At 62.8% G+C, this 14799-nt stretch carries 13 protein-coding genes; 5 read left to right on the top strand and 8 right to left on the bottom strand.

Features of this window, described 5'->3' with window-relative positions; genetic code table 11:
- The first annotated feature begins 36 nt into the window (after positions 1 to 36).
- Positions 37 to 1689: a class I fumarate hydratase FumA gene (gene fumA / locus ACQUTI_RS00720; protein ID WP_428923167.1), complete on the top strand. Its 1653-nt coding sequence runs from the start codon at positions 37 to 39 to the stop codon at positions 1687 to 1689.
- A gap of 164 nt (positions 1690 to 1853) precedes the next feature.
- Positions 1854 to 3470: a mechanosensitive ion channel family protein gene (locus ACQUTI_RS00715; protein ID WP_119621024.1), complete on the top strand. Its 1617-nt coding sequence runs from the start codon at positions 1854 to 1856 to the stop codon at positions 3468 to 3470.
- Positions 3471 to 4226: 756 nt separating this feature from the next.
- Here the strand turns inward: ACQUTI_RS00715 and pcaC are convergent.
- The 6 genes from pcaC to ACQUTI_RS00685 are packed head-to-tail and all read right to left on the bottom strand — an operon-like array spanning position 4227 to position 9291.
- The gene (gene pcaC, locus ACQUTI_RS00710; RefSeq protein ID WP_004886998.1) at positions 4227 to 4616 is read right to left on the bottom strand and encodes a 4-carboxymuconolactone decarboxylase; all 390 of its coding nucleotides are present in this window, start codon (positions 4614 to 4616) and stop codon (positions 4227 to 4229) included.
- Entirely contained in the window at positions 4606 to 5373 is a 768-nt protein-coding gene (pcaD, locus tag ACQUTI_RS00705; protein WP_048294806.1) for a 3-oxoadipate enol-lactonase, read from the bottom strand. Before pcaD ends, pcaC begins: the two co-directional genes overlap by 11 nt.
- Entirely contained in the window at positions 5363 to 6715 is a 1353-nt protein-coding gene (locus ACQUTI_RS00700) for a 3-carboxy-cis,cis-muconate cycloisomerase (protein WP_131076479.1), read from the bottom strand. Before ACQUTI_RS00700 ends, pcaD begins: the two co-directional genes overlap by 11 nt.
- A 9-nt stretch (positions 6716 to 6724) precedes the next feature.
- A complete protein-coding gene (pcaF, locus tag ACQUTI_RS00695) occupies positions 6725 to 7927 on the bottom strand; it encodes a 3-oxoadipyl-CoA thiolase (RefSeq protein WP_004887005.1) in 1203 nt (400 codons plus the stop codon).
- A 10-nt stretch (positions 7928 to 7937) separates the two neighbouring features.
- On the bottom strand, positions 7938 to 8594 hold the full coding sequence (locus ACQUTI_RS00690) for a 3-oxoacid CoA-transferase subunit B (protein WP_004887008.1): 657 nt from the start codon (positions 8592 to 8594) through the stop codon (positions 7938 to 7940).
- Positions 8595 to 8604: 10 nt separating this feature from the next.
- Positions 8605 to 9291 (bottom strand): 3-oxoacid CoA-transferase subunit A, encoded by a 687-nt coding sequence (locus ACQUTI_RS00685; protein WP_004887011.1) that lies wholly within the window; start codon positions 9289 to 9291, stop codon positions 8605 to 8607.
- A 169-nt stretch (positions 9292 to 9460) separates the two neighbouring features.
- Here ACQUTI_RS00685 and ACQUTI_RS00680 point away from each other — a divergent pair, with 169 nt between their 5' ends.
- A complete protein-coding gene (locus tag ACQUTI_RS00680) occupies positions 9461 to 10267 on the top strand; it encodes an IclR family transcriptional regulator domain-containing protein (protein WP_004887014.1) in 807 nt (268 codons plus the stop codon).
- Here the strand turns inward: ACQUTI_RS00680 and smrA are convergent.
- Both smrA and ACQUTI_RS00670 read right to left on the bottom strand, forming a co-directional pair.
- A complete protein-coding gene (gene smrA, locus ACQUTI_RS00675) occupies positions 10264 to 10827 on the bottom strand; it encodes a DNA endonuclease SmrA (RefSeq protein WP_004887017.1) in 564 nt (187 codons plus the stop codon). The genes ACQUTI_RS00680 and smrA overlap by 4 nt on opposite strands.
- A gap of 101 nt (positions 10828 to 10928) precedes the next feature.
- The gene (locus ACQUTI_RS00670) at positions 10929 to 11837 is read right to left on the bottom strand and encodes a LysR family transcriptional regulator (RefSeq protein ID WP_043523122.1); all 909 of its coding nucleotides are present in this window, start codon (positions 11835 to 11837) and stop codon (positions 10929 to 10931) included.
- Between the two features lie 166 nt (positions 11838 to 12003).
- Between ACQUTI_RS00670 and ACQUTI_RS00665 the strand changes: the two genes are divergently transcribed.
- Positions 12004 to 13314 (top strand): M20 family metallo-hydrolase, encoded by a 1311-nt coding sequence (locus ACQUTI_RS00665; protein WP_043523124.1) that lies wholly within the window; start codon positions 12004 to 12006, stop codon positions 13312 to 13314.
- Positions 13314 to 14759, top strand: a complete 1446-nt coding sequence (locus ACQUTI_RS00660) for a M20 family metallopeptidase (RefSeq protein ID WP_053810437.1) — start codon at positions 13314 to 13316, stop codon at positions 14757 to 14759. The genes ACQUTI_RS00665 and ACQUTI_RS00660 overlap by 1 nt, the downstream gene beginning before the upstream one ends.
- Positions 14760 to 14799 lie beyond the last annotated feature (40 nt).

The following is a 14799-nucleotide window of genomic DNA, read 5'->3' as shown; positions in this document are numbered from 1 at the left end:
ACCCCGGCGGTTTTTATCTTTATGGAGTAAGTGATTATGTCGACTAAACCGTTTGTTTATCAGGATCCATTCCCGCTGGCGCACGACGATACCGAATACTATCTGCTCAGCAAAGAGCACGTCTCCGTCGCCGAGTTTGACGGCCAGGAAGTGCTGAAAGTGGAACCGCAGGCGCTGACCCTGCTGGCGCAACAGGCCTTCCACGATGCCGCCTTTATGCTGCGCGTCTCCCATCAGCAGCAGGTGGCCTCGATTCTGCTCGACCCGGAGGCCAGCGATAACGATAAGTATGTCGCCCTGCAGTTCCTGCGCAACTCGGAAATCGCCGCCAAAGGCGTCCTGCCCACCTGTCAGGACACCGGCACCGCCATCATCATGGGTAAAAAAGGCCAGCGCGTCTGGACCGGCGGCGGCGACGAAGCCGCCCTGGCGCAGGGCGTGTACAACACCTATACCGAAGATAACCTGCGCTACTCACAGAACGCCCCGCTGGATATGTATAAAGAGGTCAACACTGGCACCAACCTGCCGGCGCAGATCGATCTCTACAGCGTCGACGGCGACGAATATAAATTCCTGTGCATGGCGAAAGGCGGCGGTTCCGCCAATAAAACCTATCTCTATCAGGAAACCAAAGCGCTGATCACCCCGGCGAAGCTGAAAAACTATCTGGTCAAGAAGATGCGCACCCTCGGTACCGCCGCCTGCCCGCCGTACCACATCGCCTTTGTCATCGGCGGGACTTCGGCGGAAGCAACGCTGAAGACCGTCAAGCTGGCCTCTACCCGCTACTACGATGGCCTGCCGACCGAAGGCAACGAGCACGGTCAGGCGTTCCGCGATGTGCAGCTTGAACAGGAACTGCTGCAGGAAGCGCAAAACCTCGGCCTCGGCGCGCAGTTTGGCGGCAAATACTTCGCCCACGATATCCGGGTGATCCGCCTGCCGCGCCACGGCGCCTCCTGTCCGATCGGCATGGGCGTCTCCTGCTCCGCCGACCGCAACATCAAAGCCAAAATCAACCGCGACGGCATCTGGATTGAGAAGCTGGAGAGCAATCCAGGAAAATATATCCCTGAACATCTGCGTCAGCAGGGCGAAGGCAAGGTGGTCAGCATCAACCTGAATCAGCCGATGAGCGAGATCCTGGCGCAACTATCTGCCCATCCGGTTTCCACCCGCCTGAGCCTCAACGGCACCATTATCGTCGCCCGCGATATCGCGCACGCTAAGCTGAAAGAGCTGCTCGACAACGGCGAGGAACTGCCGCAGTACGTGAAAGATCATCCGATCTACTACGCCGGCCCGGCCAAAACGCCTGCCGGTTACGCCTCCGGCTCCCTCGGCCCGACCACCGCTGGCCGCATGGACTCTTACGTCGATCTGCTGCAGTCCCACGGCGCGAGCATGGTGATGCTGGCGAAAGGCAACCGCAGCCAGCAGGTCACCGACGCCTGCCACCAACACGGCGGCTTCTACCTCGGCAGCATCGGCGGCCCGGCGGCGGTGCTGGCGCAACAGAGCATCAAGAGCCTCGAGTGCGTGGCCTACCCGGAACTGGGGATGGAGGCTATCTGGAAAATCGAAGTGGAAGATTTCCCGGCGTTTATTCTCGTCGACGATAAAGGCAACGATTTCTTCCAGCAGATCCAGAACAAGCAGTGCGCTGGCTGTAAACAGCACGGCTAACACCCCCTTCTGGCGCTAACAGCAGGCCGTCGCCGTTCAGGTGACGGCTTTTTTTATGCCCGCGCCGCGCCAGCTTGAATTCACTTCCTGCCAGGCTATGCTCAACTACAAGTCCTACCTTGCTTGCTGAAAAATAACAATAATTCTCTTTCTCAGGTGCTTCTATGAACAGGATAAGCGTGGTTATCCTCTGGGTACTGGCGCTGCTGGCGTTACAGCCGGCGCTGGCCGCAGAGCCTCGGCAGCAGCCAACCGCTCGCGAAAAGGCGCGCACGGTATATATTTTCCACCAGCCGGTAGTGATGTTGCAGGCGACCTTTGGCCAGACGACGCCAGAAGAGCGCGTGCTGCGCACCCGCAGCGCCCTGCGCGCATTTACCGAGGAGGATATTCGCCAGCCGCTGCGGATCGTGCCGGTTATTCGCTATGGTCAGCCGGGACGGCTGTTCCTGATGAACGGCAAACCGGTGCTGCTGTTGAGCCAGGCGGATCTCGACGAAGGTGATGATTTAACCCTCGACCAGGCGGCCCAGCAGGTGCTGGCGCGGATGGAAGCCCAGCGCACCGGCCTGCAGGAACAGTTCAATCAACGCTATCTGTTGATCTCCGCCGGTAAGGCCCTCGCCGGGGCGCTGCTGCTGGCGCTGTTTTACTACGGCGCTTTCCGCGCCTGGCGGCGGGTACGGCGCTTTTTCCAACTGCGGATCCTCGAAAAGCGCAGCGCTATTCCTCAGCACTGGCGGCGCTTTCTCGGCAATATCGAGGTCCGATTGTATGCCGCGCTGGCGATCCTCGTCGGTGTCCTGGCCTGTTACATCTGGCTGAGCTGGGCCTTCAGTCTGTTTCCCTGGACGCGCGTATGGAGTGAATCGCTGGGTGACTGGTCGCTGGGGGTGATCCGCGATATCTCGCTGTCGATTGTCGCTTCCCTGCCGGGGCTGATGATCGTGGTGCTTATTTTTCTCATTACCTGGCTCATCATTCGCCTGGTGAAAGTGGTTCTCAACCAGGTCGCCGCCGGCCGCATTCAGGTTCCCGGCATTCATCCGGAGACTGTGAGCGCTACCCGTCGGCTTATCTCGGTGGTCATCTGGCTGTTCGCCCTCTCCGCCGCCTACCCGTTTCTTCCCGGCGCCAACTCCCTTGCCTTCAAGGGCATCAGCGTGTTCTTCGGCCTGATGCTGACCCTCGGCTCGACCGGGGTGATGACCCATGCGATGAGCGGCCTGGTGCTAATCTACTCCCGGGCGCTGCGGAAAGGCGACTGGATCCGCCTCGCTGACAATGAGGGACAGGTCAGCGAGATTGGCGTGCTGGCGACCAAGATCCTCACCCGTGAGAATTACATCGTGACGGTACCGAACGCGGTGGTGGTGAGCGGCAAGATTGTCAATCTCAGCGCCGAGAGCAGCGACGGCGGGTTCAATCTCACTACCAGCGTCACCATCGGCTACGATACGCCCTGGCGCCAGGTTCATGCGCTTCTGGAGCTGGCGGCGAGACGCACCCCCGGGGTCGATCAGCAAATTGCGCCGGTGGTGCGTAAGCTGGGGTTGCTCGACTGGTACACCTCGTATGAGCTGCAGGTGCGCTTATTACCCGCGACGAAGCTGCCAGATGGCCGTAACGCGTTACACAGCAGCATTATTGATGTGTTTAACGAATTCGGGGTGCAGATTATGTCGCCGAACTATGTGATGCAGCCCCGAGCCGCGGTGGTGGTGCCGCAGGAAGCCTGGTACGCCGCCCCGGCTGTCGCGCCGCAGGAGCCTGAGAAATAAGGGTTAACGTATCGGCAATGTCGCCGGGTGGCGGCTACGCCTTACCCGGCCTACAGGATCCTCTCACAGGCTTACACCTCGCAGGCCCGGCAAGCGCTGCGCCGCTGCGCAATCTATCGGCGCCGTACCCGCCATTATGCCGGGTGGCGGCTACGCCTTACCCGGCCTATGTACGTACGACCTGCCGTTAATTTATTCACCATTGTTGCTGAAACTGCCGATGCTGGCGGCCTCAAAATCGCTGAGACGTTCCCGGAAGGCCGGGGCAGCCCGCATGGATGCGGGCTGAGGGCCGTGTTTTGCAGGGACGCTGCCTCGGCCCGACCCGAAGCCTGCAGGGAAAAGTCGAAGGTACCGCGCAGCGGCGATTTTGCTGGCCGGAGCCCGGGGGTACAGGGGGCGGCGGCGACTGGCCGCCCCCTGTGCGCTCCCTGCGCCATAAGAGACATAACGCAGAAGATCAACCGGGAGCGCAATCTGCCCGAAATTAACATAGACGTTGTAGCCCTGCCAAACGTTGTGGCCCTGCCAAACATAGTGCGAACAGGGACATTTCCGGTTGTGCCGTTATTTCGCCGGGTAGCGGCTACGCCTTACCCGGCCTACAGGATCCTCTCGCAAGCTTACACCTCGCAGGCCCGGCAAGCGCTGCGCCGCTGCGCAATCTATCGGCGCCGTACCCGCCATTATGCCGGGTGGCGGCTACGCCTTACCCGGCCTACAACAACTGCCGGGCAATCCGACTCGGACGACGACTTAACCCCGCCCGGCGTCGATGTCGTCAAACACCTGCTGCGCCAGATGCATCGTGGCATTGGCCGCCGGCAGTCCGCAATACAGCGCAGAGTGCATGATCAGCTCTTTCAGCTCATCGCGGGTCACCCCGTTGTTAAACGACGCGCGTAGATGCATCTTCAGCTCCGCCTCGCGATTGAGAGCGATCAGCATGGCAATGGTGATCATGCTGCGGGTGTGGTGGTCGAGCCCCGGACGCGTCCAGGTCTCACCCCAGGCGTAGCGGGTGATAAAGTCCTGAAACTCGTCATTCAACGGCGTCAGATGCTGCAGGGTACGGTCGACGTGGGCGTCGCCCAACACTTTGCGCCGCACCGCCATTCCGTCCTGGTAGCGCTGTTTATCCTCCATGGCGTTCTCCCTGGAAAAAGCTCAGCAGCGCTGAAGTAAAGCTCTTCGCCGCCTCAATGTTTGACAGATGCGATGCCGGCAGAACCACCACCTGGGAAGCGGGGATCTGCTGCTGCAGAAAATTGGCGTCAGCGACCGTGGTGACAGGGTCACTTTCCCCGGCGATGATTAACGTCGGCAGCGGGATCTTCCCCGCTTCGCCCCGCAGGTCGGCGGCGGCCAGCGCCTCACAGCAGGCGGCATAGCCTTCGGCATCGGTATGGGTCAGCTGGTGACACAGGGCCTCCACCACCTCCGGCGCCTTCTGGCGAAACGCGTGGGTGAACCAGCGGTCCGCCGCCCCGGCGGCCACCACCGCCATTCCTTCCTGGCGTACCGCCCGCGCCCGCGACAGCCAGCTGGCCTGATCGCCGATGCGCGCCGCGGTGTTGGCGACGGCCAGACCATAAAAACGCTCTGGCGCAAAGCGGCCCAGCCACAGACCGGTCAGACCGCCCATCGAAATCCCGCAGAACCAGGCCCGGTCGATATTCAGATGATCGAGCAGCGCAATTACATCTTCCCCCAGCTGGGCGAGGGTCACTTTGCCATTTTTCGTCGTTTTACCGTGGCCGTGGGTGTCGTAGCGCAGCACCCGGAAATGGGCGGTTAGCGCCTCAATCTGCGGCTGCCACATCGCCCGGGTGGTGCCCAGCGAGTTGGAGAGAACGATAACCGGCGCACCTTCCGGTCCGTCGAGTTGATAATCAAGATTCATCATGTTGCTCCTGATAACGCGCCAGCACCTGGCGCACAAAGCATTCGGCGCTGCCGGTCGCCGTTGCCGGTTCCAGCAGCGTGGTTAAACGTTCGCGGGAGAGATACTGGCTGACCTGCGGATCCGCCGCGAGCAGATCGACCAGCGGACAGAGGCGGTCCAGCGCCTGACGGCACAGCGCCTCAATATGATGATGCGCCTCGGCTTTGCCGATGAATTCCGCCAGCGCCAGGGTCACCGCCTCAGCCATGATCAGCCCGTGGGTGATATCGAGATCGGCGCGCATCTTCTGCGGAAAGACCTGCATGTCGCGCACCAGCGCCTCGCTTTGCGCCAGCGCCCCGCCCACCAGGGTAATCAGCTCCGGCAGGGTCTCCCACTCCGCCTGCCAGCCGCCCAGCGCCCGCTCGTGCTGCTGAATCTGGCAGGCGTAGAGGGTCGCCATCAGCCCCGGCGTGCGCTGGGCGGCGGTCAGGATCGCCGCGCAGGCCACCGGATTGCGCTTATGCGGCATCGTCGACGAGCCGCCGCGCCCTTCCGCTACCGGCTCGCCCACCTCAGCCACTTCGGTCTGCATCAGCAGGGAGAAGTCGTTAGCGAATTTCCCCAGGGTGCCGCAGACGCCGGCGAACCAGGCGCCCGCCTCCAGCAGCCGATCGCGCTGGCTGTGCCACGGGGTATCCGGCAGCGTCAGACCAAGATTCTGCGCCAGCGCCTGGCCAACCGCCGGCCCTTTCTCTTTTAGCGCGTCCAGGGTCCCCGCGGCGCCGCCGAACTGCAGCACCAGCAGACGCGGACGCATCTCGCGCAGCCGCTGCTGCCAGCGCAGGAGCGCGTCGAGGGTACCCGCCAGCTTCAGGCCAAAGGTCACCGGCAGCGCGTGCTGCATCCAGGTCCGGCCCGGCATCACGGTATCGCGATAACGATCCGCCTGGAGAGCCAGGGCCGCCAACAGCTGCTCAAGCAGGGTCTCAGCGGCCTCCAGCGCCCCGCGCAGCTGGAGCACCAGACCTGTGTCGATGGCGTCCTGACTGGTGGCGCCCCAGTGAACGTAGCGCGCGGCGTCCGGATCCCGCGCTTTTACCTGGGCCGTCAGCTGTTTCACCAGCGGGATCGCCAGGTTACCCGCCCCCACCGCCGCCTCGCCGAGGGCGGTAAAATCGATCGCATCGTGGCGGCAGGCGGCGACAATCGGCCCGACCGCCGCCGTCGGCACCATGCCGCAGGCGGCCTGCGCCTGGGCCAGCGCCGCTTCAAAATCCAGCATGCCCTGCACCCGCTGCGCGTCGCTGAACCAGTCGGTCAGCGGACTGCTGCGCAACATCGGGGTCAACAAACTCATTCTGGCTCCTTAAACACGTTCAATAATCAGGGCGATCCCCTGCCCGACGCCGATGCACATGGTGCACAGCGCGTAGCGGCCGCCGGTCCGTTTCAGCTGGTAAGCCGCGGTCATCGCCAGGCGGCCGCCGGAGGCGCCGAGCGGATGCCCCAGGGCGATCGCCCCGCCGTTGGGGTTCACATGGGCGGCATCGTCCGGTAAGCCCAAATCGCGGGTCACCGCCAGCGCCTGGGCGGCGAAGGCTTCATTCAGCTCGATGACATCCATCTGGGCTAACGTCAGGCCGGTCTGCGCCAGCACCTTCCGCACCGCCGGCGCCGGGCCAAAGCCCATAATGCGCGGCGCCACCCCCGCCGTCGCCACGCCGACCACCCGGGCCAGCGGTTGAAGATCGTTGGCCGCCAGCGCGGTTTCGCTGGCCAGCAGCAGCGCGCAGGCACCATCGTTAACGCCGGAGGCATTCCCGGCGGTGACGCTGCCGTCGGCGCGCACCACGCCGCGCAGTTTAGCCAGCGCCTCCAGCGAGGTGCTGCGCGGGTGTTCATCGCGGCTAAACCGCAGCGGCTCGCCTTTGCGCTGCGGCACCTGGACGGCGATCAGCTCATCGGCGAAACGTCCCGCCTCCTGGGCCGCGGCGGCGCGCAGTTGACTGCGCAAGGCGAACGCGTCCTGATCGGCGCGGGAAATGGCAAACTCATCGGCGACGTTTTCCGCCGTCTCCGGCATGGAATGGACACCGTACAAGGCTTTCATCTGCGGGTTAATAAAGCGCCAGCCGATGGTGGTATCTTCCATCTGCATGTTGCGGCTAAAGGCGCTCTCCGCTTTACCCATAACAAACGGCGCCCGGGACATGCTCTCCACCCCGCCGGCGATCATCAGCTGCGTTTCACCGCTTTTAATCGCCCGCGCCGCGACGCCGATCGCGTCGAGGCTGGAGCCGCACAGGCGGTTGATGGTGCTACCGGGCACGCTCTCCGGCAGCCCGGCCAGCAGCAGCGCCATGCGCGCCACGTTGCGGTTGTCTTCCCCGGCCTGGTTGGCGCAGCCCAGAATCACATCGTCAATGCGCGAGGGATCCAGCCCCGGGTTACGCTCCAGCAGCGCTTTCAGCGGCAGCGCCGCGAGGTCGTCGGCGCGCATCGTCGCCAGAGTACCACCAAAACGGCCAAAGGGTGTACGCACCGCATCACAGATAAATGCCTGATTCATCATAGGTTCCTTACGCGCTTTCCGCCAGTTGTTCAAAGGTCAGCGTCACCGGAGTGATGCGCTGCAGCTCTTCAAAAGAGAGACCGTTAAAGATTTCCCGCACCACCGGGCCGCGGTCGGTAATGTCGATCACCGCCAGGTCGGTATAGATCCGGCTAACGCAGCCGACCCCGGTCAGCGGATAGCTGCACTGTTCCACCAGCTTGCACTCGCCGTCGCGGGTCAGATGGTCCATCATCACAAACACCTGTCGAGCGCCGATGGCCAGATCCATCGCCCCGCCGACCGCCGGGATAGCGTCCGGCGCGCCGGTGCTCCAGTTGGCGAGATCGCCGCTGGCAGAGACCTGATAGGCCCCCAACACGCAGATATCGAGATGGCCGCCGCGCATCATGGCAAAGGAGTCGCCATGGTGGAAATAGCAGCCGCCCTGCAGGAGGGTGACGTACTCTTTTCCGGCATTGATCAGCTCCGGATCTTCTTCGCCAGGCAGCGGTTTCGGCCCCATGCCCAGCAGACCGTTCTCGCTATGCAGGAACACCTCTTTGTCGGCAGGCAGGTAATTGGCAATCCGGGTCGGCAGGCCAATGCCGAGGTTAACGTAAGCGCCTTCGGGAATATCGCGGGCCACGCGCTGGGCCATTTCGTCACGGGTCAGTTTTTGCATCTCGGGCTCCTCAGGCGCGTTGTGCGGCAGTCAGGTTTTCCAGCGAGAAGAGGCGCTGGACGAAAATGCCGGGGGTGATAATGTGTTCAGGGTCGAGGTCGCCCAGCGACACCAGCTGCGAGACTTCAACGATGGTGGTTTTCGCCGCCGTCGCCATAATCGGGCCAAAGTTGCGTGCCGCCTTGCGATACACCAGGTTGCCCCAACGGTCGCCCTGGTGAGCTTTAATCAGCGCGAAATCGGCTTTGATCGGATACTCCAGCACATAGTGGCGGCCGTCGATTTCCCGTGTCTCCTTCCCTTCCGCCAGCGGCGTGCCGTAGCCGGTGGGGGTAAAGACCGCGCCCAGCCCGGCGCCGGCGGCCTGGATCCGCGCCGCGAGGTTGCCCTGCGGCACCAGCTCCAGCTCCACTTTGCCGCGGCGATAGAGGTCATCAAAAATCTGTGAATCGACCTGGCGCGGGAAGGAGCAGATCATTTTGCGCACCCGGCCAGCCTTCAGCAGCGCCGCGAGCCCCACTTCTCCGTTGCCGGCGTTGTTGTTAATGATGGTCAGGTCGCGGGCGCCCTGGTCAATCAGGGCGTCAATCAGAAAGGTCGGCTGGCCGGCAGGACCAAAGCCGCCGATCATAATAGTCGCCCCGTCGTGGATCCCGGCGATGGCCTCGCTCAGCGTCGATACGCTTTTATCAATCATCAGGTCGCTCCATTGGTGTGCGGTAATCGCACTTTTATTCGTTGTTCGCACAAAATGTGACCCGCTTAACGATGTCGGTCAAGGGCGATAATCGAAATATGGTGCGATAATCGAACATCGGTTATCTTTAGCGAAAGAATGTGATCGATGGCAAATATGGGGAACAGAAATGGATAAGCATCCAGACGATTTACTGACCGGCGACGGCGATCCGTTTAAGGGCGATCCTAACTTTATGGCCTCGCTGGCGCGCGGCCTGGAGGTCATTCAGGCATTCACGCCGCAGCGGCCCCTGCTGTCTATCTCACAGATCAGTCAGAAGACCGGTATTCCGCGCGCCGCGGTGCGCCGCTGCCTGTATACCCTGAGCAAGCTGGGGTTCGTCTATGCCGAAGACGGTAAAAACTTTCAGCTACGGCCGCGGATCCTGGCCCTCGGTCACGCCTGGCTGGCCTCGACGCCGCTGGCGCGTTCGGCGCAGCCGGTGCTGCGGCATCTGAGCGAAATGCTCAACGAGTCCTGCTCCATCGCCACCCTCGATGGCGACGATATTCTGTATATCGCCCGCGCCTCCAGCTCGCGGATCATGACCATCGACCTCGATATCGGCAGCCGCCTTCCGGCGTGGGCGACCTCGATGGGCCGGGTGCTGCTCAGCCATCAGCCAGAGGAGAAGCTCAACGATATGCTGGCCAGGGTAACCATGATCCGCTATACCCCGCAGACGGTGGACTCGGTGGCGAAGCTGCGCGCCGAGCTGAAACGGGTGCATCAACAGGGGTATGCCCTCAACGATCAGGAGCTGGAGATGGGCCTGCGCTCCCTCGCGGTACCGCTGTTTAACGCCCAGGGTCAGGTGCAGGCGGCGCTGAACGTCGGGGTGCATGCGGGCCAGATGTCGGCCCGCGAAATGATCGACCGCGTGCTGCCGGAGCTGCAAAAAGCCGCCCGCGAGCTGACGCTGCTGATGCGCTAACGGCTGCGCTTGGCGTGCTGCTCCCAGGTCTCCTGCTTCGCTTCGGCCGATTTACGCAGCGCGACATAGCAGGCGCCGCTGCCGCCGTGGTGCGGAAGCGCGGCGCAGAAGGCCTGCACCTCCGGCAACTCTTCCAGCCAGCGCGCCAGATAGCTGCGGATGATATTGGCGTGGGACTGATCGTCGCGGCCTTTGCCGTGAACGATCAGCACATTGCGTAACCCCTCTTTCTGCGCCTGCACCATAAAGGCGAAGAGCATCTGCCGGCACTGCTCCACCGGCTGGCGCAGCAGGGAGAGGCTCGCCTGCTGGCCGTATTTCCCCCGCCGCAGCTTATCCAGCACGCCGCTCTGCAGCCCTTCGCGCTTAAACTCCAGCGGCGTGGCGAGCGGTACGATATCGAGATAGCCGGTAGTGAGAAAATTATCCAGTTGCAGGGTGTCGACGCGCTGCGGGGCGCGACTGTTGCGCCCGGGATGCCAGTGCACGTCATTGTTACGTTTCAGGGGCTGGACATCTTCCATGGCGTCAAGAAACAGGGATTTGTCATCAAGGTTCATGGGCTCTCCTCCAGCGGCTGTCGCCAGCTACTATAGCCGCCTCGCGCTCCCCCCTCAATGCGTTTAGCCCCGTCTGCTGGCAAAGCGAGCGCGACGGGCGGTTAAGGAAACCATTGTCGACTCTGGCGGCGAAACAGGGTGATTAATGACGCCGTTAGCGGCGTCTGTCGGGTGTCGCGCCGCTGGATCAGAAAATAGGCCGCCGTCGGCAACGCTTCGCGGACGGGGATCATCATCAGCTTGTCCGCCATCAGCGGATCGTTGCCGAGCTCCACCGGCAGGATACTGAGAAAATCGCTTTTCACCACCAGGCTGATGCACGACGAGAAGGTCTCGCACACAATATTCACCTTTGGCGCCAGCCCGGCCTGATTAAACCTGTCCTGCAGCTGTTTAAAGTAGCTGCCGCGCGGCGTCGGCATGGTCCAGTGGTGATCCATCAGCTCCACCAGCGAGGTGGCCTGCGCCGCCGGATGCCCCACGCGAGCGAACACCGCGAACGGTTTCTCAAACAGTTTTTCAAAGCTGAACTCATGGTCGTACGGCCCGGGATAGTAGGTATTGATGGTGAAATCCAGCTCTCCCTGGCGCAGCTCATTGATCATCGCCAGCAGCTGGCCCTCCATGATCCGCACCTTCACCTGAGGATGCTGCTGATGAAAGCGGCAGATCACCGACGGCATCAGCGACCGGGCGACGCTGGCGCCAAGGCCAATATTGATCTGCCCGGCCTGCTCTCCCTGACGCTGCAGCAGTTCATCCTGCGCCGCCCGCAGCTCCTCAAGGATCAGGCTCGCATGTTGATAAAAACTTTCGCCATTGTCAGTCAGCGCCACCCCCTGGCGGCGGCGGACGAACAACTGAGCGGAAAGCCCCTCCTCGAGCTCTTTAATCGCTTTGGTCAGGGCCGGCTGCGAGATCGCCAGCGAGCGGCTGGCGCCGCGAATACTCCCTTCCCGGGCCACCTCGACGAAGGCGCGAATTTGATGAAATTTGATCTGAAAGGCCATGCTTTTGGTGATAACCGTTGTTTATCAGACGCAAGAAAATGACATCTACTGTAATCCATCAGGCTGTGGCAGGTTAAGAGCGTTAAGGCCTGTAGCGTGTCAGTGATAAATAAAAGCTATCACATCGTGAACGCCATCACATTTTTTACTTATGACAGGATAAGCTATGCCGCAACTTGATGAATACCTGCGCCAGCTGGCGCCAGCCATGACCCAATGGCGCCGCGATTTTCACCTGCACGCTGAATCCGGCTGGCTGGAGTTTCGCACCGCCAGTAAGGTGGCGGAGATCCTCGACGGGCTCGGCTACCAGCTGGCGCTGGGGCGCGACGTCATCGATGCCGACAGCCGGATGGGGCTGCCGGATGAGGAGACCCTGGCCCAGGCTTTCGAGCGCGCCCGCGAGCAAGGGGCGCCGGAACGCTGGTTGCCGGCGTTTGAAGGCGGGTTCGCCGGCGTGGTGGCGACGCTCGACACCGGACGTCCCGGCCCAACACTGGCCTTTCGCGTCGACATGGACGCCCTCGACCTCAATGAGCAGCACGATGACAGCCATCGCCCCCATCGCGACCATTTCGCCTCCTGCAACGCCGGCATGATGCACGCCTGCGGCCACGATGGGCATACTGCCATCGGGCTGGGGCTGGCGCATGTGCTCAAGCAGTATGTCGCCCAGCTCAATGGCGTCATTAAACTGATTTTCCAGCCTGCTGAAGAGGGTACCCGCGGCGCCCGCGCGATGGTGGCCGCCGGCGTGGTGGACGAGGTGGACTATTTTACCGCCATCCATATCGGTACCGGCGTCCCGGTCGGCACCGTGGTGTGCGGTGGCGACAACTTTATGGCCACCACCAAATTCGATGTGCAGTTCAGCGGCGTGGCCGCTCATGCCGGCGGCAAGCCTGAAGATGGGCGCAACGCGCTGCTCGCCGCCGCCCAGGCCGCCCTTGCCCTGCACGCCATCCCACCGCACAGCGCCGGCGCTTCGCGGGTCAACGTCGGGGTGATGCAGGCCGGCACCGGACGCAACGTGGTGCCCTCTTCGGCCCTGTTAAAAGTGGAAACCCGCGGCGAAAGCGAAGCCATCAACCAGTATGTTTTTGACCGGGCGCAGCACGTCATCGCTGGGGCCGCGGCGATGTATCAAGCCGGGTACGAGTTACGCATGGTGGGGGCCGCCACCGCCAGCGCCCCGTCGCCGGCGTGGGTGGCGTACCTGCGCGAACAGGCCGCGCGGGTGCCCGGCGTGCAGCAGGCGGTGGATCGCATCGCCGCCCCGGCGGGATCGGAAGACGCCACCCTGATGATGGCCCGGGTCCAGGCGCGCGGCGGCCTTGCGTCATACATGATATTCGGCACCGAACTGAGCGCCGGTCATCACAACGAGAAGTTTGACTTCGACGAGAGCGTAATGACGGTCGCGGTCGACACCCTGGCGCGCGTCGCGCTTAACTTTCCCTGGCAGCGGGGGGTGTGATGGACCCGATTTTTCAGTTTGTTGAAGAGGTGATTGAGGCAAGCCGCGAGACCTATTGCGCCATCGCCGATGATATCTGGGACCACCCGGAGACGCGCTTTGAGGAATTCTGGTCCGCCCGGCGGCTGGCGGACGCCCTGGAAGCGGAAGGTTTCCAGCTGACCCGTGATGCTGGCGGGATCCCCAATGCTTTTATCGCCAGCGTCGGCGAGGGCCAACCGGTTATTGCCCTGCTGGGCGAGTTTGACGCCCTGGCGGGTCTCAGCCAACAGGCCCATTGCGCGGAGCCGACATCGTCAACGCCGGGGGGCAACGGTCACGGCTGCGGGCACAATCTGCTCGGGACAGCGGCTTTCGCCGCGGCGGTTGCCGCCAAAAAATGGCTGCAGCAGCACGGCGGCGCGGGCACCCTGCGCTTCTACGGTTGCCCGGGGGAAGAAGGCGGCTCGGGCAAAACGTTCATGGTGCGCGAAGGGCTGTTTGATGACGTCGATGCGGCCCTCACCTGGCATCCGGAGGCCTGGGCCGGGATGTTCAGCACCCGCACCCTCGCCAACATTCAGGCGGCGTGGCGCTTTACCGGCACCGCCGCCCACGCCGCCAATTCGCCGCACCTGGGGCGAAGCGCCCTGGACGCAGTCACCCTGATGACCACCGGCAGCAACTTCCTGAATGAACATATTATCGAGAAGGCGCGGGTTCATTACGCCATTACCGATACCGGCGGCGTCTCGCCCAACGTCGTCCAGGCCCAGGCGGAAGTGCTGTATCTCATCCGCGCCCCGGAGATGGCAGATGTAGAACAGATCTTCGCCCGCATTGAGAAGATTGCCCAGGGGGCCGCGCTGATGACCGAGACCCACGTCAGCTGCCGCTTTGAAAAAGCCTGTTCCAGCTATCTGCCCAACCGCACGCTCGAAGCGGCGATGTATCAGGCGGTAGCGCATTACGGCACGCCGGCATGGAGCGACGACGATCGCGCCTTTGCCGCGGCGATCCGCGCCACGCTCAGCGCCAACGATATCAACAACAGCCTGAACAATATCGCCGGCACCGGCGGCGAGGCGGGGAAAACCTTCGCTCGTCGCCACCGCGATACGCTGCTGATTGATGAGGTGGCGCCGTGGGCGGCCACGGATACGATTCTCGCCGGCTCCACCGACGTCGGGGACGTCAGCTGGAAAGCGCCGGTGGCCCAATGCTTCAGCCCCTGCTTCGCGGTGGGTACCCCGCTGCACAGCTGGCAGCTGGTGAGCCAGGGACGCACCTCCATCGCCCATAAAGGGATGCTGCTGGCGGGGAAAGTCCTCGCGGCGACGGCGATCCGTTTATTCAGCGACCGCGCGCTGCTGGAGGCCAGCCAGCGAGAGCTCAGGCAGGCGCTGGCCGAACATCCTTACCGCTGCCCGATTCCGGCGGAGGTGAGACCGTCGGTTTTACGATAACCATAAGACCAGACCGCTCCTGACAGACGCTGACCGGCAT

The sequence above is a fragment of the Klebsiella sp. 7-CIP_Kleb. genome (assembly GCF_050378655.1).
Lineage (GTDB): Bacteria > Pseudomonadota > Gammaproteobacteria > Enterobacterales > Enterobacteriaceae > Klebsiella > Klebsiella quasipneumoniae.
The sequence above is the reverse complement of the archived record's forward strand: the minus strand, read 5'-3'. Positions and strand labels throughout refer to the sequence as shown.